Below are 19,124 nucleotides of genomic sequence, written 5' to 3'. Positions count from 1 at the left end.
TTGTCTGTTTCATACTCAACGTGTGAAGTATTGATTGTGATTCCTCTTTCTTTTTCTTCTGGTGCTTTATCGATTTCATCATATTTTGATGCTTCTGCGAATCCCTTTTTAGATAATACCATTGTAATCGCTGCTGTTAATGTAGTCTTACCATGGTCTACGTGTCCTATTGTTCCTATATTTACGTGTGGTTTTTTTCTTTCAAATTTAGCTTTTGCCATTATTTTTTCCTCCTTTATATAAAAAAATACTTTAAGTAATAATTTTTTGTTTAATAAACTCATCCTGGTGTGTTGTATATAAAAAAATAAAAAAAGCTTGGAGCCCAAGACCGGGATTGAACCGGTGACCTCCACCTTACCAAGGTGACGCTCTGCCTACTGAGCTACATGGGCTTATTTCATCACCATTATAACCTTTAAACATTTAGCCATTTTACATTTTTTTAGACACACCAAAATCATTTTATGTAAATGTTAAATTACATCACAACTAATTATTAATTTTACCCTTTTTAAACTATGTTGTCAATATGGAATTTATCTTTTAGATAAACATTTTTCTAGTTTTCTTTTAACCCTTTGAAGTGCATTATCTATTGATTTTGCATGCCTATCTAAATCACAAGCTATTTCTTGATAAGACTTTCCATCTAAGTAGGAATTTAATACCTCTAATTCTAAATCTGATAGTACTTTACTGATTTCTTTTTCTATGGCACTTACTTCTTCCCTACTTATAATTAATTCTTCTGGATTAGTAACTTTTAAACTTGATAGAACATCAATTAACGTTCTATCTGATTCTTCATCGTATATTGGTTTATTTAAAGATACATATGTATTTAGAGGTATATGCTTTTGTCTTGTGGCTGTTTTTATTGCAGTTATTATTTGTCTAGTAACACAAAGTTCTGCGAAGGCTTTAAATGAAGATAATTTATCAGCCTTGAAATCTCTTATAGCCTTATATAAGCCTATCATACCCTCTTGATATATATCTTCTTTGTCTGCCCCTATTAAAAAATAGGATTTAGATTTGCATTTTACGAAAGTTTCATACTTATTAATCAAATAGTCCTGAGCCTCTACATTTCCATTTTTAGCTTCAACAACTATTTCTTCATCTAACATTCCTTGAAATTTTTTATCATCAATAAAATTTTCAGTACAACTAAACCTATTATCCACTTTTATCCCTCCAAGACCAACACACAATTCTTTTATGATTATACACTACTTAATGAAGGGACTTCAACCGTTTCTACGCATTTTGTCTAAGGTATTCAGTATATTCTTGTCAACAAGATCTTCTATCAAATTTCTTCCATCTGCATAATTTGAGTTTATTCTTCTAGTAATTCCATGGTTCATGTTTTGTATCTCGTGAAAAAACTCTAAAGATGACTTTCTAGTGGCTCCTCTTTGAAATACTAATTGCTGTTCTAATGAATCAGATGTCACTACACACACATCAGATTTTCTTCCTATTTTATTAACTGATCTTTCAATAAAACTATCTGCAGTTTCTCCATATTTAGTAAAAACCACTATAAGATCACCAATTCTTTCTTTATTTTCAAGGGCACCTTTTACCATATGAGCATCAAATACCAAAAAAACTTTATATCCTTTAAAAGAAACATAATTTTGAAGAATGTCTATTAATTTTTGTCTTGCACCTTCAAAATTATGTTCTTTAATAGAAGCTAAATTAGGCCAACTATTTATAACATTGTATCCATCTACAAAAACTATTTTCACTTTTAAACTTATTTTTGGCTAAATCTTTGTTTTAGTACTTCATACATAACAATTCCCCCAGCTACGGAAGCATTTAATGAATTTATTTCTCCAACCATAGGAATTTTTACTAAAACATCACACTTTTCTTTAGTGTATTTAGCCATACCTTTTCCTTCACTACCAATAATCAAAGCTACTGCCCCTTTAAAATTAGCCTCATAGCAATAAGATCTTCCATGCATATCTGCCCCATATATCCATAGACCTTGTTCTTTTAATTGATCTATACATGTATTTATATTAGTCACCTTGGCAATATTCATATGTTCCACTGCTCCAACAGAAGTTTTATATACTACTGGTGTAACCCCTACATTTCTTCTTTTTGGAATTATAATACCATGTACTCCGCATACTTCTGCTGTTCTAATAATAGAACCGAAATTATGAGGATCTTCTAGTTCATCTAGTATTATAATAAAAGGATCTTCTCCTTTTTCTTTAGCATATTTAAGAATATCTTCAACAGAGCAATACTCAAAAGGCGTTGTTATAGCTATAACCCCTTGATGTGAATTAGTTTGAGACATTGAATCTAATTTTTTTCTGTCAACTTCTTTTATTACAACCTTCTTATCTCTTGCTATTTTAATTATAGATTTTAATGAACCATTAATTTCACCTTTCATAACAAGTAATGACTCAACACTTTTATCACTTTTCAAAAGTTCCATAATAGCATTTCTACCTTCTACTACATTATCCATACCTTGATTAAAATTAAAATCACAAGTTTCTTTTCTATCTTTAAAATTCTTTTTCTGTTTAAATTCTTCGTGATTTTTAAATCCTTTTTTATCCTTAATATTTCTTTTATCTTTCATATATTTCAACCTCTTAATTTATTAGTCTTCAATTATCAAATTTAATAATTGATTTATACGTTCATTCTCACCTACCATATATAAGTATCCAATCAGAGCCTCAAAGCCTGTAGCTATTCTATAATCACCAATTTCTGCGTGTTTAGGACTTGTATATGATTTACTATTACGTCCTCTTTTAAATATTGCCATCTCTTCTTCATTTAATTCATCTAATAAAACCTTCATATATTCACTTTGAGCCTTAGCTTTAACATACCCTGTAGCCTTAACATGTAATTTATGTACATTCATATTCATATTTTTTTGTATAAGATAATTTCTAATAATGACTTCATAAACAGCATCGCCTATGTAAGCTAAAACTAAAGGATTAATATTTATTGCTTCTTTTTTACTAATTTTTTTGTTTAAAAAATCTATTTCCATATGTAATACTCCTAATATTATAGCATGTTTTTTATACTAGACTTAATTCATACAATAGTTTATTTTGCTCCTTATGTCAAGATATAGTATAGTATGATAGTTGCCTATATACCTTTAAAACTACAAAGAGGATTTTAGATATATACATATTTTCACATTTGATAATTTTTACACTGTATACTTTCTTTATATAAGATTCTTATATAAAAATACATAAAAAAATCCCCTCTATTATGAGGAGATCGATGTAGGTTGTAATTAACTTATATTTAATGGCATTTGATATAAATTAATTTATTAAGATAGTGTTTTTATAAATTAGCTAATGGATATTCTAAAATCACTAGTAATAATTATTATAAAACATTATTTAGAGTATAACTCAACAACTAGCTGTTCATTGGCATCAACAGGGATTTCACTTCTTTCAGGCATTCTACTTAAAGTTCCTGTAAAAGTATTTAAATCTTTCTCTATATATGGTAAATCAAAACCGCAAATTTCTTCAAAGTTAATTTTAAACATATCGTTTTTTCTTGATTTTTCTCTTAGGGTTATTCTATCCCCTACACTTATTGAATAAGAAGGTATATTAACTCTTCTATCATTTACAAGGATATGTCCATGATTAACCATCTGTCTTGCTTGACGAATAGAATTTGCAAATCCAATTCTATATACCATATTATCTAATCTACATTCTAAAGATTTAAGAAGGGCATCACCTGTAATTTCTCTACTTTTCATCGCCTTGTCCACATATCTTTTAAATTGCTTCTCAAGTACTCCGTAATATGCCCTAATTTTTTGTTTTTCTAATAATTGTTTACCAAAGTCTGAAAGTTTTTTGGCTGCTCTACTATTTTCTTTGGTAGCTCTGTTCATAGCTTTTGGATGTCCACACACATTGACACCTAGTCTTCTACACTGTTTAAATCTAGGACCCGTATATCTTGCCATAGTTGGCCTCCTTTATGTTTTTTAATAATTTCCGCCGCGATAATATGTTTATCCTTGCTAACAAATAAAAGTATATCATACAATTTCTCTAATTGAAAATGATTTTCACTATCTTTTTATTTCTTGAGAACCGTTCTCATTAAAATATTTTATAATTTCTTATGTTTATCTAAATAATACTTTAAATATCGAATAAAATTTCTACAAAAAAACTATATGCATGGTATCTAGCATATAGTCATTTTAACTTTTATATTTTTTTCCATCTAATGCCTTGTGGTGTATCTTCTAATGTAATGCCTTTAGCTTTTAAATCATCTCTTATTTTGTCCGCCAAAGCCCAGTTTTTATCTTTTCTGGCCTGTTGTCTCTGCTCAATTAGTGCTTCAACTTCTTCTTCTAGGCTTCCCTTTGTAGATTTTTGAAGAATACCTAAAACTTCTCCTAATTCCCTTATTAGGTCTAAAGCTGATTTAACTAATTCTTTTGAAGAATTTGCATTAACCTTTAAGTTGACTTCCTTTATTAAATCAAAAATTACAGATATAGCATCTGCAGTATTAAAGTCATCATCCATTTTTTCTATGAACTTCTCTTTAAAAGAATTTATTTCTTTTAGAAGTTCTTTTTCTTCTTTCATTAATCCCTCAGTCTTAACTTCATCTAGAAGACTTTCTAAGTTTCCTATAGAATTATACATTCGCTCAACTGATGATTTAGCAGCATCTAATAATTCAACACTATAATTTAACTGACTTCTATAATGTGCTTGAAGCATAAAAAATCTAATTACATCTGCATCAAATTTTTCTATAACATCTCTAACAGTTAAGAAATTATTCAAAGACTTAGACATCTTTTTATTATTTATATTTAAATATGCAGAATGCATCCAATAATTTGCAAATGGCTTTCCTGTTCTAGCTTCACTTTGTGCTACTTCATTTTCATGATGTGGAAATGCAAGATCCATACCTCCACCATGTATATCTATTGTTTCACCTAAGATCTTTTGAGCCATACAAGAACATTCTATATGCCATCCTGGTCTACCTTCTCCCCATGGACATTTCCATGATGGTTCTCCAGGTTTTGCACTTTTCCATATTGCAAAATCCATTGGATCTTTTTTTCTTTCATCAACACTTATTCTAGCCCCTGCCTGTAAATCTTCTAGGTTTTGACCAGATAGCTTTCCATAAGCCGCAAATTTTTTAGTATCAAAATAAACATCACCATCCACTTCATAAGCAAATCCTCTGTTTATTAATTCCTGTACAAATGCAATTATTTCATTCATAAATTCCGTAGCCCTAGGATTTTCACTGGCTCTTTTTATATTTAAATTATCAGCATCTTGATAGTACTCACTTATAAATCTATCGCCTAATTCTTTTACAGTTATATGTTCTTCATTAGCCCTTTTTATCATTTTATCATCTATATCTGTAAAATTCTGTATAAATGTAACTTCATATCCTTTATATTCTAGGTATCTTCTTACAGTATCAAAAATAGTAAAGGTTCTACCATTACCTATATGAAAAAAATCATATACTGTAGGTCCACATACGTACATTTTTACCTTTCCTTCTTCAATAGGTACAAACTCTTCCTTTTTTCTTGTAAGAGTATTAAATATCTTCAAAGTATTCCCTCCTCTATACTATATATTCTACATCTATTTTGAGAATATTGGATTTCCATATTAATTTGATCATTTAATTCTAATTTAGTATATCATAGAAATTACATATAAAAAACCTTTAGAAATATATATTACTTCAAAATATATCAATAAAACTATTAAAGTTCTTTTTCTATTTCTTCTAAAATTCTTTCTCCCAAAATCATATCTTCTGGTGTTGTTATTTTTATATTATTGTAATCTCCATTATATAAAAATACTCTATGATTTAAGCACTCTACAACTGCCGTATCATCTGTTACTACTATCTTATTCCTATGTATATATAAATGAGCCTTTAATATTAGATCATAGTTAAAGGTTTGTGGAGTTTGAACACAAAACAAGTAATCTCTATTTAGTGTTTTTTCTGAAAATCTATTAGATTTCCTAATCTTTATAGTATCTTTAGGTGGCACACCGCAGGATGTCGCACCATAAAGTTTTGCATATTCAATCCCCTTTTCAATAACATAAGAGTTTATAAAGGGTCTTGCTCCATCATGAATACACACTATATCACAGTTTTTATCCTGTAAATATAATAAACCTTTTAATACTGACTCTTGTCTTTCAGTACCACCTTCAATTACATTTTCAATCTTTTTAAATTTATATTTTTTAACTATATTAGTCTTACAATATTCTATTTCTTCCTTACTTGCTATTAATACTATATGATCAATTTCCTTACAATTTGAAATTTGCCTTAATGTATAATATAAAATAGGTTTATTTTTAATAGTTAGAAATTGTTTATTCATATCAGCTTTCATTCTTTTACCTTTACCTGCAGCTAAAACAATAGCATAATTACTCATGTTAAACCCCTTCTATACTACTTTTTCTCTTGGCAAAAATCATTCTACCTGCAGCAGTTTGAAGCACAGATGTAACCTGAACATCCATTACTTCACCTAGATGTCTTTTAGCTCCTTCTACAACTATCATAGTTCCATCATCTAAATATCCAATTCCTTGGCCTGATTCTTTACCCTCTTTAACAACCTGAATTGTCATTTCCTCTCCTGGTAAAACAATCGGTTTAATTGCATTAGCAAGTTCATTTATATTTAAAACTTCAACTCCTTGAAATTGAGCAACCTTATTTAAATTAAAATCGTTAGTTATTACCTTACCATTGAGGTGTTGAGCTAACTTTAATAATTTACTGTCCACTTCACTTATTTCTTTAAAATCTACCTCACTTATTTCAACAGGGATTTTAAGTTCACTTTGAATTTTATTTAAAATATCTAATCCTCTTCTACCTCTAGTTCTTTTTAGGTCATCTGAGGAATCAGCAATATGTCTTAATTCTTCTAAAACAAAATTAGGTATTATCAAAGTACCTTCTATAAATCCTGTTTGGCAAATATCTAAAATTCTTCCATCTATAATTACGGAAGTATCTAATACTTTAGGGGTAGCCTTTCCTTTATTCTTTTTATCTTTTATATTTCCACCTGTTCTTTTTAAATTGGAAAAGAATCCATATAAGTCGTCTTTTTTTCTGATTCCAATGTCTGTACAAACAACAACTACTATAACGGTTATAATTATTGTAAGTATAGTACCTAAAATAGAATTTTTATTAAATTGATTTAGGAATAATGCAGAGATAATTAATCCTATAATAGCTCCTATTGTTCCAAATAATAATTCTCCTACCGGTCTCTTTTGTAACGACTTCTCTACGTGCTCCATTCCAGTAATAACGTATTTTACCAAAACAGGAGAAATCATAAATACTAATAGTGCAAATAATAAAGTTATTATAATAACAAAAATAAGTTTATAAATTGAATTATTAGCTATAAGTGCTAAACTTTTTATTTTATTAACAATATTTAAAGTCAAAAATCCACTTGCAAGAAGATACCCTATAGTACCTCCTATTAAAGTAAATAAAACTCTTAAAATTTTCTTTAGCAACTTATATCACCTCCCTTTTAGATTATTAACATATTTTTCTTTTAATATGCTTTATTTTAATATATATTAATACTAGCATTATTGCAATAAAAACTATTCTTCCTAATAACTTATTAAGGCATATTTAATACTATATTAATTATACCTTAATATTTGTCATTTAATTTCTTTAAATTTACTTTTTTTGTATTTCTTTTATATATACATATATTTCTATTTTAACCCCCTATAAAAAAAATAGAATTTAATTTATTATATAGGCAAGAGTTAAGTATTATTATTTTTAAATAACTATATTAAATATATAGGGGAGCTGATTTTATTGAAAGATATCATTTTTGATGATTTTCAAAATTCTGTGAATGAGTGTCTCATAAGGCATAGAAGTATTTTAGATATATTAACAAAATTACAAGAATCAGAAGCTAGAATTAATAGGTCTGTATGTAAGTCTGTAACTTCTTGTGGATGTTTAAAAATAGATGCAACTAAACAACTTGAAAAAGATCCTAAGCAAGATGTAAATTTAGATACATTAAAGGACCTTGTAAGTTCTCACCTTGAAGGTAAACCTTGCAAGCAATGTCAAGATATTATAGAATCTGAAATAGGTAATCATTTATTTTACTTAACATGCCTATGCAACTTATTAGATATAAATGTTTATGATATTTTATTACATGAAAATAATAAGCTATTAACTCTTGGAAAATATACATTAAGATAATATATATTAAATATTCCCCACCTCATTTAATATGAAGATGGGGAATATTCATATATTAAAATATTTACGTGTAACACTTATTTATCTAATAAGAACTGTTCTCTTAGTCTTTTTAATCCATTTTTAATTGCATTAGCTCTTGCTTCGCCAATTCCTTCAACATTATCTAATTGCTCATAAGAAGCTTCCATAACTCTTTGAAGTTCATGAAAATGTTTAACTACATTTTCAATAACACTTGATGGAAGTCTAGGAACTTTATTCAGCATTCTATACCCTCTTGGAGAAATTAAAGTATCCACTAACGGTACACCATTATATCCTAGGGTTTTACTTATATAATCTAGATTAATTAAATCTTCTGAAGAAAACTTCTGTAGATCTTCATATATACTATTGAAATCTAAATCTTTTTCACAATAATCTCTAATTAAAAGTATTCCTTCTTCTTCTACATCCTTTACAAGCTCATTAAGCTGCATTGAAATAAGTCTACCTTCATTTCCAAGCTCACAAATATATCTTTGCATCTCTTCAACAATTCTCATAACCATTTCTGTTCTCTGAATTGCTGTTACTACATCAAATAATGTAACTAAATCTTGAAACTCTAAAAGATTTAGATTAATCATTATTCTATCCAAAACTGATACATACTTTTCCAGAGTTTGAATTGCTTGATTGGCTTTAGCTAAAATAACACTACTATCCCTTAGTATATATTTTAGATCACCTTTATACACGGTTATAATATTTCTTCTTTGAGAAATTGCAACTAAAATACATCCTGTTTGTTTAGCCATTCTATTAGCTGTTCTATGCCTAGTTCCTGTTTCACAAGTTTGAAGTGATGCATCAGGCATAAGTTGCGTATTAGCATATAAAATTCTTTTTAAATCCGAACTTATAACAATAGCCCCATCCATTTTAGCAAGTTCATAGACATATGCTGGTGAATAATCTGCATTTATATTAAATCCACCATCAACAGTCTTTAAAACATTCTCACTATCACCTATAACAATTAACCCACCTGTTTTTGCGCGTAAAATATTTTCTAATCCTTCCCTAAGCTGAGTTCCTGGGGCCATTAATTTTAATATATCCATTAATTCCTTATCTTTTTTTAATCTCACAATAATTCACCCTTTATTAAAAAACTTTACTAATACATTTTTTTAAAGAACTTACATACTCAATATTAATATTATTAATATTATCACTTATGGTAATATTACTTTTTTCTGGAATTATAAAATTAGTAAACCCTAACTTTCTACCTTCGTTAACTAATTTTTCTATATAAGCAACAGATCGAATCTCCCCTGTTAATCCTACTTCTCCAACTATAAGTACCTTGTCCAAAGCTATTGGTTTATTCTTTACACTTGATATAAGAGCTATAGCAATACCTAAATCACCATAAGTTCCCTCTAGATTTAACCCACCAACTACATTTACATAAACATCTGAATTATAAAAGGGAATCTTTAATTTTTTTTCTAGTACGGCTAATATCAAACTTAACCTTCCTGTATCAACACCAACTGCTGTTCTTCTAGGCATCACTGCTTTTGTTTCACTAACTAGTGCCTGTATTTCTACCAAAACAGGTCTACTTCCTTCTATTATCCCTATTACTGTGGAACCTTCCTTCTGATAACTAGTATCCTCTAAAAAAGCCTTTGAAGGATTAATTATTTCTATAAGCCCTTCTCCTCTCATTTCAAAAACACCTATCTCACTAGTCGTTCCAAAACGATTTTTTATAGTTCTAAGAATCCTATATTCTTGAGTTCTTTCTCCTTCAAAATGAAGTACCGTATCTACCATATGTTCCAATACTCTTGGTCCCGCTAGTTCTCCTTGCTTTGTAACATGTGCCACGATGAACAATGGAATTCCCATACTTTTTCCTATACGCATAAGGTTGTTGGAGCATTCTCTAACTTGTGACACACTTCCTGGTGCTGAACTAAGAGTATCTTTAAATAAGGTTTGTATAGAGTCAATTATAACAAAAATGGGCTTTAGATTTTCTATATGAATTTCTACATCATCTATATTAGTTTCCGATAAAACAAATAGATTTTCATTAATTATACCTAATCTATCTGCTCTCATTTTTATTTGTTCCTCTGATTCTTCTCCTGATATATATAGTACCTTGCCATATTCTTTAGCTATATTTCCAGCTGTTTGCAATAATAATGTAGACTTGCCTATTCCAGGATCACCAGAAATAAGTGTTAATGACCCTTTCACTAGTCCCCCACCTAAAACCCTATTTAACTCTTTTATATTTGTATTATATCTTTCATATTCTCCAGACTTTATATTAACAATACTCTTTGGCTTGTTATTAATTTCTTTAATTGTTTTTGTTTTTCCACTATCCTTTTTTTGAACAGTTTCTTCAACTATAGTATTCCACCTATTACATTGTGGACATTTCCCAAACCATTTTAAAGTCTCATATCCACATTCTTGACACACAAAAACTGTTTTCAATTTTGCCATATCAAAGTTCTCCTAAATAACTTTTTAAGACTAAAATAAATTATATACTTTATATGTAACAATTTCTATAACTTTTTAATATATTAATCAAATTTATCCTCCATCTAAAATAAAAGATGGAGGACTCTTATTAAGTAAATAGTATCATATTAATCATCAATTTTCAAAACTTCTTCCATAGTTTTATCCACTAATTTGATATTATTAAACACTAATTTTTCATTCTCAATAGATACTAAAACTTCATTTCCTCTTTTTACATTTCCTAATAAAATTTCTTCTGAAAGTTTGTCTTCTACTATTTTAGTAATAATCCTTCTAAGTGGTCTTGCTCCGTATTGTAAATCTAATCCCTCTTTAACTAAATAAGTTTTAACATCTTCATTAAATTGAAGATAAATTTCTTTTTCAATAAGTCTGTTAACAACATCATTTAACATTAGTTTTATTATTTCTTCTAAATCATTTTCTTCCAAATGTTTAAATACTATAATATCATCTATTCTATTTAAAAACTCAGGTCTAAAATTTTTCTTTAAAGCCTGTATCATATTTTCTTTCATTTTTTCATATTCTGATTGTTGTTTTAATTCATTTGAAGAAAAACCTAAACTATTTTGTTTTTTAATTATAGATGCTCCTACATTAGATGTCATAATAATAATAGTATTTTTAAAATCTATTACCCTTCCCTTTCCATCTGTTAATCTACCATCTTCCAGGATTTGCAATAAGATATTTAAAACCTCTGGATTAGCTTTTTCTACTTCATCAAACAATACTACCGAATAAGGCTTTGTTCTTACTTTCTCTGTTAACTGCCCACCTTCTTCAAACCCTATATATCCCGGAGGTGATCCTATTAATCTAGAAACTGTATGTTTCTCCATATATTCAGTCATATCTATTCTTATAATGCTATTTTCATCTCCAAATATAGCTCCAGCCAATGCCTTCGATAATTCAGTTTTTCCAACTCCTGTTGGTCCTAAAAATATAAATGATCCAATAGGTCTTTTAGGATCCTTCAATCCTACTCTCGCTCTTCTAACTGCCCTTGAAATAGCATTTACCGCTTCTTCTTGACCTACAACCCTTTTATGCAATATTTGTTCTAGATTTAATAACTTTTCAGCTTCTTGCTCTGTAAGTTTTTCTATTGGAATCTGCGTCCAACTAGAAACTACATTTGCTATATGTTTCTCTTCTACTATAATATTCTTACTTTCCTTCTGATTATTCCAATTAATTGTAGTATCTTCTAATCTATTCTTTATTTCATTTTCTTTATCTCTAAAATGGGCTGCTTTTTCAAAATCTTGAACAGCTATAGCATCTAATTTTTCCTTATTTATGTTTTGCAATCTTTCCTCCAATATTTTAACACTTGGAGGTGTCACTAAACTTTGAATTCTAACTTTTGCTCCAGCCTCATCAATTAAATCTATAGCTTTATCTGGGAAAAATCTATCTGTTATATATCTATCGGCCAATGTTACTGCAGCCTCTAATGCTCCGTCTGTAATCTTAGCTCTATGATGTGCTTCATATTTATCTCTTAATCCCTTTAATATTAGAAGAGTTTCTTCTTTACTTGGTTCTCCTACCATAATAGGTTGAAATCTTCTTTCTAAAGCACTATCTTTTTCTATATGCCTTCTATACTCATCAATAGTTGTTGCACCAATACATTGAATCTTGCCTCTTGCCAATGCAGGTTTTAAAATATTAGAGGCATCTATAGCCCCTTCAGCACCTCCAGCACCTATTATTGTATGCATCTCATCTATAAATAAAATAACATCTCCTGACTTCTCTATTTCATCCATAACCTTTTTTAATCTTTCTTCAAATTCTCCTCTATACTTAGATCCTGCAATCATAGATGATAAATCCAATGTAACTACTCTTTTATTAACTAATATCTCTGGAATATTACCTTCTGCAATTTTTTGAGCCAATCCTTCTATTATAGCAGTTTTTCCTACACCTGGTTCACCGATAAGACACGGATTATTTTTTATTCTTCTACACAATATTTCTAAAACTCTTTGAGTTTCATTTTCCCTTCCTATAACTGGGTCTATTTTACCCTCTGATGCTAATATTGTTAATTCTCTTCCATACTTATCTAGCGTTGGAGTTTTCATGGATGATTTTTTCTTATTGTTTGTTGTAACCGTAGTTTTGTATCCTTGAAGAGTATCTACTAGATTTTTCCTTAATTTTTCTATATCTGCACCTAAATTCAATAATATATTATATGCAACACCTTCACCTTCTCTAATTAAAGAAACCAATATATGTTCTGGTGCCACATAAGTATGTCTTAAATTTGATGCTTCCACTAAACTCATCTCTAGTAACCTTTTTGTTCTAGGTGTTAATGGTACCTGCGAAGTTAAGAATTCTAAATCTCCTTCTCCTTCAAATTGTAAAATTGAGTTTTTAATTTTATCCGTATTAATTCCCATATCATTCAATATACTTTTAGCTATTCCTGAATCCTCTTTTACTATACCTAATAGAACATGCTCTGTTCCTACATAACCATGTCTTAATTCCTGTGCTGATTCCTGTGCATAAATAAGAACCTTTTGGGCTCTTTCTGTAAATCTACTAAACATCATCCCATTTTTTCCCTCCTAAACATTTAATATTAAATTAATGAAAATAATAGAATCAATTTTATTTCATATTATATCCAAACCTATGTATATTAATCCTAATATACATATTTTAATAAAAAAACTACTTGAGAGATTAAAATTTTTCTTTACAAATTGGAAACAAATCAAATATTAATTTATTTATATGTAAAATAATAAACACACTATAATATTATAGTGTGTTTATCATTTGAGCTAGTTAGCAAAAGACACTTTGATTTATGTACTTTCTGTCTTTGTATAAAAATGAAATAGCTTTATCATAGTCTAACATATTTATTTCGATACAACTAGGAGTATTACATCTTATTGTAACCCCATTTATATCTTTAAGTTGCACATCTATTTGACTCTCTTCTTTATAATATGTAAAACTTTTCATTTCTTTTAATAAATCTTCTAAACAGCTTTTGCTTTTTATCATAGCTTTTCCCCCTAACATCTACTTAATTTGTTTCTTTAAATTAAGTTGTTTTTTGTATTTGCATTTTATTCCATATATTACTATTCTATGTAATATTGTGTTTTCCTCTTACTTTACTATTATCTTTTTGCAAAAATTGTAAATTTTAGAGAGAATGTCAACTTATTGAATTTTATTCCTAAAGGTCATAATTATTATTTCCTTTAAACTGTGCATTATATAGTTTAGCATAAATTCCTTTATGTTTCATTAGTTTTTCGTGATTTCCTTCCTCCTCTATGCCTTTTTTAGTTAAAACTAATATATTATCGGCATTTTTCACCGTTGATAATCTATGAGCTACAATTAAGGTAGTCCTTCCATTGGATAATTGTTCCAAAGAGCTTTGGATTGCAATTTCCGTTTCATTATCTAAAGCAGATGTAGCTTCATCTAAAATTAATATAGGCGGATTTTTTAGAAATACTCTTGCAATAGCTATCCTTTGTTTTTGTCCTCCTGATAATTTCAATCCTTTTTCTCCTACATTAGTTTCATACCCATCTTTCAAAGATATTATATATTCATGAATATTAGCATTTTTAGCAGCCTGTATCACCTGATCTTCTTTAGCCTCCGGATTTCCATATAAAATATTTTCTTTAATCGTACCTGTAAATAAAAATACTTCTTGTTGAACTATGCCTATATTTTTTCGTAAAGAGTTTAATTTAATGTCTCTTATATCCACTCCATCAAGTAAAATCTTCCCCTTTTCCACTTCATAAAATCTAGGTATTAAGTGACAAATTGTTGTTTTTCCTCCTCCTGAAGTACCAACTAATGCTAAACATTTTCCTCTAGGTACACCAATACTTAGATTGTCCAGTATAGTAGTATCATCATATGAAAAAGATACATTTTTAAATTGAATATTTCCCTCTACATTTTCTAATGTTATTGCATCTTCTTTGTCTACTATATTAGGTTTCACATTCATAATTTCATCGAATCTTCTAAATCCCGCCATACCTGATTGATATTGCTCTATAAAATTTGCTAGTCTTCTTATAGGTTGCATAAAGAAGTTTATATATAATAAATAAGCTACTATATCTGGCATAGATACCTTTCCTCTAATATAAAAATAACCTCCAGCCCCTATTGTTATTACTTGTAACAAATCAATTATTAACTTTATTCCTGAAAAAAACTCAGCCATGTACTTATAAGCATAAGATCTAACTTCTTTAAACTCTTTATTATATTTATCAAATTTCTCTATTTCATATTTCTCATTAGTAAAAGATTTAGAAACTCTAATTCCTGAAATACTATTTTCAAGCCTTGAATTAACATCAGCAACTTTTTTTCTTACCTCACCAAATACTTCTCCTAATTTTTTTCTTTTAACCAAAGTAAACCAGATTAAAAATGGAATAAATGAAAATATAATTAATGTTAGTTGAACATTTATGGTACATAAAGAAATAAATGAACCTATAATCATAACTATAGAAATAAATAAATCTTCGGGGCCATGATGGGCAAGTTCTGAAACTTCCATTAAGTCATTTATTATTCTAGACATAATATGTCCAGTTTTATTTTCATCAAAGAAACTAAATGATAATGTCTGTAAATGATAAAATATATCTTTTCTCATATCATATTGCATTCTTACTCCAATAACATGTCCCCAATATTGCATAAAATAACTACACATATATTGAACTAGATATATTACTATTAAAATTATTACAAAAATATATAATTGCCTTGTATTTTTATTAGGTAAGGTATTATTTAATATTTCTCTCGTAACCATTGGGAAAACTAAATCTAAAGATGCCATAAGAAAAGCACAAATTAAATCAAAAATAAATAATCTTCTATGCGGTTTATAATATGATATAAATCTTTTAATCATCGCCCTCCCCCTCCTTATCTTTGTTATTTGTCTAAATTTTCAAAATTTAAATACTTAATTAGTTTAATATAGTAAATCTTAATTGTCAAACTCTAATAATTAACTTTATATACTACTTTTTGTTATAATATTTTTATACTATACTAATACTAAACAAATTAAGGTGGTGTTACTATGGATAAAACTATAATGATTGTTGAAGATGAAATAAGAATGAGAAAACTTTTAAAAGATTATTTCAAAAAGGAAGGTTTTAATACTATGGAAGCAGAAAATGGTGAAATTGCATTAAATATGTTTAATGTTAATAAACCTGATCTTATCATATTAGATATAATGATGCCCAAATTAGATGGTTTTTCAGTATGTAAATATATACGAAAAAATTCTAGCATACCCATCATTTTCTTAACAGCAAAATCGGAAGATGAAGATAAAATATTAGGTTTTGAATTAGGTGCGGATGAATATGTAACTAAACCTTTTAGTCCTAAGGTTCTAGTAGCTAGATGTAAAACTCTTTTGAAACGTGTTGATGGATCTTTAGGTGCAAATAAAGATTCTATTAATATTTGCGGAATTCATATAAACCTTTTGTCTAGAGATGTAACTATTAATAATAAACCTATCAATTTGTCACCAAAAGAGTATAATCTTTTAATATATTTTATTAATAATAAAGGTATAGTACTTACACGAGATTCCTTATTGGATAATATTTGGGGAATTGATTATACTGGAGATTATAGAACTGTAGACACTCATATTAAAAGACTTCGTGAGAAATTAGAAAATAAATCACACCTAATTTCTACAGTAAGAGGAATGGGGTATAAGTTTGAAGTTCCAAATGAATAGAAAAAGCATAACTTTTAAGCTTTTCATAGTAACCGCTGTTCTATTACTTGCTCTAGTTACTTTATTTATGTTTACTGAAAGTCTTTTTTTTGAAAAATTCTATTATAAACAGAAAACCAAAAATTTAACTCAAAGCGTTGAAAAATTAAAACAAACATATATATCTGATCAAACTCCAAATAAGGATTTATATGAATATGCTTATAAATTTGAGGATGAAAATAATGCACAAATTGCTTTTCTGAATAAAAGTGGAGTTATAAAATATATTAAACAACCCATTAAGCATAATTACGAAGTAGATAGTAAAGATGTTATTATAATGGCTATTAAAAACTGGGTTTCTTATGAAAAAAGTTACTTTGATGTAATTTTATCAAAAAAAACAGTTCATTTTAATTTCAAAAATCCGATTTTAAATACTAATAACTTAGTAGTAGTATCACCTATAGTAGTTGACGATGAAATTACAGATATTTTGTTTGTAATCTCTACATTACAGCCTATCGGTGAAGCATCTTCAGTAATAAAGATTTACTATTTATATGCTTATTTAATAGTTATCATTATAATAGCTGTTTTATCTTTATTTTACTCTAAAATAATTTCAAAACCACTAATAGAAGTAAATAAAATAGCTACTAAAATGGCATCTCTAGATTTTTCTGAAAAATGTGCTATAAAATCTGATGATGAAATAGGTACTTTATCTAATAACCTAAACTTTTTATCTAATACCCTAGATAGTACTTTAAAAAAATTAAATAAAGCCAATGAAGAATTAAAAGCAGATATAGAAAAAGAACGTGCTTTAGAAAAATTAAGAAAAGAATTTATAGCAGGTGTTTCTCATGAATTAAAAACACCTATTAGTTTAATTGAAGGTTATAGTGAGGGTCTAAAAGATGGAATAGTTGATGAAGTTGACAAGGAATTTTATTTAGATGTAATTATAGATGAAACAAAGAAAATGAATACCTTAGTTATGAATATGCTAGAACTTTCCAAATTGGAATCAGGTACGTTTTCTTTAAATATTAAACCATTCTTATTATTTGATCTTATAGATAAGATATATAAAAAATATAAAAATACTGAAAGTAATAGAATATTTTATTTACAATTTAATATACAAAAAGAAACTATTGTGTTAGGTGATATTTTTAAAATAGAAAGTGTCCTAGAAAACATAATAAATAATGCAATAAAATATTCAGATGAAAATACAACTATTTTTATTACCATACAAAATCATAATTCTCTAAAAAATAAAGTAATCATAGACGTAGAAAATCAAGGGGATCAAATACCCCAAAAAGAATTAGATTTTATATGGGAAAAATTTTATAGGGTAGATAAATCAAGAAATAAATACCTTGGTGGTACTGGACTTGGATTGTCAATAGTCAAAAATATCCTCATACTACATGAAAGTGACTTTGATTTAAAAAATACTAAAACTGGAGTTAAATTTTTCTTTACTCTTAACAAACAACTATAATTATTATAAAACTTCCCTAATAATATCTTAGGGGAGTTTTAACTTTGTAGTTTACGTATCCTTATATCACTTCTTTCATTTATTGTTTCTTGTACATAAGTACTTTTTCCCCATGGGAAATAAAAACTAGGATAATTATCCACAAAGTCATCTAATGGCATACCTTTTTCTTCTATATTATGAATAAAAGTATCTGATCCATAAGCTTGATTTATTTTAGATATATTATAATAACTAGATTTATCTTTCTTTAATCGCTTGGATGTAGTATTTTCCATTATTCTCTCCTCCTTTAGATTGAATATGAAAATCTGCATTTTCTAGCATACTACATATAACTCCACTTTCTTTATTTTGTTGATTATCTATAGATATTCTTATTTTATCATTGTTGCCTACAACTTTCATATAATCATCTATTATACTATAATCACTTAAATCTATTTTTCCTGAAATATCTAGAGAATATTGTGACATACTTTTATCCGTTAGTTATTACTACTATTTAACGGATTTCACCAACCTTTCTATTTAAACTTAAATTTTTTCTTATTAGTAGTTTTATTTTGTATCTCTGGTACAGGTTCTACATCATTTTTAGGACTTGATTTATATCTTTTCTTTTCCCATGAAGCCTGTTGATCTTTTTTAGCCATAACTAAACACCTCCATAAATTTTATGTGATTATTATTTGTTTTTTTTTTAAGAAATATTCTAGGTTTTGTTAGGATTATAAGTAATTTTTTACCTTAAATAAATAATAAAAAAACCTAGTTAAGTTAAAATGTATCCTATGAAGTAGACAATTTAAAAAAAGTCTATTTCATAGGATTTTTTTATGTATAATAGAATAAAAGAATTTTTTAAACGTGAGG

The 19,124-nt window shown here is 27.9% G+C and carries 20 protein-coding genes and 1 tRNA gene; 3 read left to right on the top strand and 18 right to left on the bottom strand.

What is annotated here, in order from left to right; translation table 11 throughout:
* The 10 genes from QOZ93_RS13325 to QOZ93_RS13280 form a co-directional block, all read right to left on the bottom strand.
* Positions 1-221 (bottom strand): GTP-binding protein (locus tag QOZ93_RS13325; protein WP_307357244.1); only part of this gene is annotated, 221 nt, incomplete at its 3' end.
* A gap of 98 nt (positions 222-319) precedes the next feature.
* Positions 320-395: transfer RNA gene (locus QOZ93_RS13320), tRNA-Thr, on the bottom strand.
* Positions 396-539: 144 nt separating this feature from the next.
* Entirely contained in the window at positions 540-1,157 is a 618-nt protein-coding gene (gene sigH, locus QOZ93_RS13315; protein ID WP_422723886.1) for an RNA polymerase sporulation sigma factor SigH, read from the bottom strand.
* Between the two features lie 96 nt (positions 1,158-1,253).
* Positions 1,254-1,763 carry an NYN domain-containing protein gene (locus QOZ93_RS13310; RefSeq protein ID WP_111944116.1) on the bottom strand — a complete coding sequence of 170 codons (510 nt, stop codon included), beginning with the start codon at positions 1,761-1,763 and terminating at the stop codon, positions 1,254-1,256.
* Between the two features lie 8 nt (positions 1,764-1,771).
* Positions 1,772-2,512, bottom strand: coding sequence for a 23S rRNA (guanosine(2251)-2'-O)-methyltransferase RlmB (gene rlmB, locus QOZ93_RS13305; RefSeq protein WP_307357247.1), 741 nt, complete (start codon positions 2,510-2,512; stop codon positions 1,772-1,774).
* A gap of 138 nt (positions 2,513-2,650) precedes the next feature.
* Positions 2,651-3,058, bottom strand: coding sequence for a Mini-ribonuclease 3 (locus QOZ93_RS13300; RefSeq protein WP_111944118.1), 408 nt, complete (start codon positions 3,056-3,058; stop codon positions 2,651-2,653).
* Between the two features lie 366 nt (positions 3,059-3,424).
* On the bottom strand, positions 3,425-4,018 hold the full coding sequence (rpsD, locus tag QOZ93_RS13295; protein ID WP_111944119.1) for a 30S ribosomal protein S4: 594 nt from the start codon (positions 4,016-4,018) through the stop codon (positions 3,425-3,427).
* 250 nt (positions 4,019-4,268) lie between these two features.
* The gene (cysS, locus tag QOZ93_RS13290; protein WP_111944120.1) at positions 4,269-5,666 is read right to left on the bottom strand and encodes a cysteine--tRNA ligase; all 1,398 of its coding nucleotides are present in this window, start codon (positions 5,664-5,666) and stop codon (positions 4,269-4,271) included.
* 158 nt (positions 5,667-5,824) lie between these two features.
* On the bottom strand, positions 5,825-6,526 hold the full coding sequence (gene ispD / locus QOZ93_RS13285; RefSeq protein WP_307357236.1) for a 2-C-methyl-D-erythritol 4-phosphate cytidylyltransferase: 702 nt from the start codon (positions 6,524-6,526) through the stop codon (positions 5,825-5,827).
* 1 nt (position 6,527) lies between these two features.
* On the bottom strand, positions 6,528-7,640 hold the full coding sequence (locus QOZ93_RS13280; protein WP_111944122.1) for a PIN/TRAM domain-containing protein: 1,113 nt from the start codon (positions 7,638-7,640) through the stop codon (positions 6,528-6,530).
* A gap of 322 nt (positions 7,641-7,962) precedes the next feature.
* Here QOZ93_RS13280 and QOZ93_RS13275 point away from each other — a divergent pair, with 322 nt between their 5' ends.
* A complete protein-coding gene (locus tag QOZ93_RS13275; protein ID WP_307357233.1) occupies positions 7,963-8,367 on the top strand; it encodes a nucleoside triphosphate pyrophosphohydrolase family protein in 405 nt (134 codons plus the stop codon).
* A 77-nt stretch (positions 8,368-8,444) separates the two neighbouring features.
* Here QOZ93_RS13275 and disA read toward each other — a convergent pair whose 3' ends face one another.
* The 5 genes from disA to QOZ93_RS13250 form a co-directional block, all read right to left on the bottom strand.
* Complete coding sequence (gene disA / locus QOZ93_RS13270) at positions 8,445-9,503, bottom strand: DNA integrity scanning diadenylate cyclase DisA (protein ID WP_111944124.1); 1,059 nt, start codon at positions 9,501-9,503, stop codon at positions 8,445-8,447.
* A 16-nt stretch (positions 9,504-9,519) separates the two neighbouring features.
* Positions 9,520-10,887 carry a DNA repair protein RadA gene (radA, locus tag QOZ93_RS13265; RefSeq protein WP_307357229.1) on the bottom strand — a complete coding sequence of 456 codons (1,368 nt, stop codon included), beginning with the start codon at positions 10,885-10,887 and terminating at the stop codon, positions 9,520-9,522.
* A 149-nt stretch (positions 10,888-11,036) separates the two neighbouring features.
* Positions 11,037-13,517, bottom strand: a complete 2,481-nt coding sequence (locus QOZ93_RS13260) for an ATP-dependent Clp protease ATP-binding subunit (protein ID WP_307357227.1) — start codon at positions 13,515-13,517, stop codon at positions 11,037-11,039.
* 238 nt (positions 13,518-13,755) lie between these two features.
* Positions 13,756-13,980 (bottom strand): hypothetical protein, encoded by a 225-nt coding sequence (locus tag QOZ93_RS13255; RefSeq protein ID WP_111944127.1) that lies wholly within the window; start codon positions 13,978-13,980, stop codon positions 13,756-13,758.
* A gap of 178 nt (positions 13,981-14,158) precedes the next feature.
* The gene (locus QOZ93_RS13250; protein WP_307357224.1) at positions 14,159-15,889 is read right to left on the bottom strand and encodes an ABC transporter ATP-binding protein; all 1,731 of its coding nucleotides are present in this window, start codon (positions 15,887-15,889) and stop codon (positions 14,159-14,161) included.
* 174 nt (positions 15,890-16,063) lie between these two features.
* Between QOZ93_RS13250 and QOZ93_RS13245 the strand changes: the two genes are divergently transcribed.
* Positions 16,064-16,747 carry a response regulator transcription factor gene (locus tag QOZ93_RS13245; protein ID WP_111944128.1) on the top strand — a complete coding sequence of 228 codons (684 nt, stop codon included), beginning with the start codon at positions 16,064-16,066 and terminating at the stop codon, positions 16,745-16,747.
* Positions 16,740-18,248 carry a sensor histidine kinase gene (locus QOZ93_RS13240; RefSeq protein WP_307357222.1) on the top strand — a complete coding sequence of 503 codons (1,509 nt, stop codon included), beginning with the start codon at positions 16,740-16,742 and terminating at the stop codon, positions 18,246-18,248. Before QOZ93_RS13245 ends, QOZ93_RS13240 begins: the two co-directional genes overlap by 8 nt.
* Positions 18,249-18,286: 38 nt before the next feature.
* Here the strand turns inward: QOZ93_RS13240 and QOZ93_RS13235 are convergent, their stop codons facing one another.
* Genes QOZ93_RS13235 through QOZ93_RS13225 form a run of 3 tightly spaced genes read right to left on the bottom strand, consistent with a single transcriptional unit; the run spans position 18,287 to position 18,904 of the window.
* Positions 18,287-18,526, bottom strand: a complete 240-nt coding sequence (locus QOZ93_RS13235; protein ID WP_307357219.1) for a hypothetical protein — start codon at positions 18,524-18,526, stop codon at positions 18,287-18,289.
* Positions 18,489-18,725, bottom strand: coding sequence for a hypothetical protein (locus QOZ93_RS13230; protein WP_307357217.1), 237 nt, complete (start codon positions 18,723-18,725; stop codon positions 18,489-18,491). Before QOZ93_RS13230 ends, QOZ93_RS13235 begins: the two co-directional genes overlap by 38 nt.
* Positions 18,726-18,775: 50 nt before the next feature.
* Positions 18,776-18,904, bottom strand: a complete 129-nt coding sequence (locus tag QOZ93_RS13225) for a hypothetical protein (protein WP_307357215.1) — start codon at positions 18,902-18,904, stop codon at positions 18,776-18,778.
* Positions 18,905-19,124 lie beyond the last annotated feature (220 nt).

Source organism: Hathewaya limosa (assembly GCF_030815255.1).
Classification (GTDB): domain Bacteria; phylum Bacillota; class Clostridia; order Clostridiales; family Clostridiaceae; genus Hathewaya; species Hathewaya limosa.
This window is presented reverse-complemented; position numbering and strand designations above follow the sequence as displayed.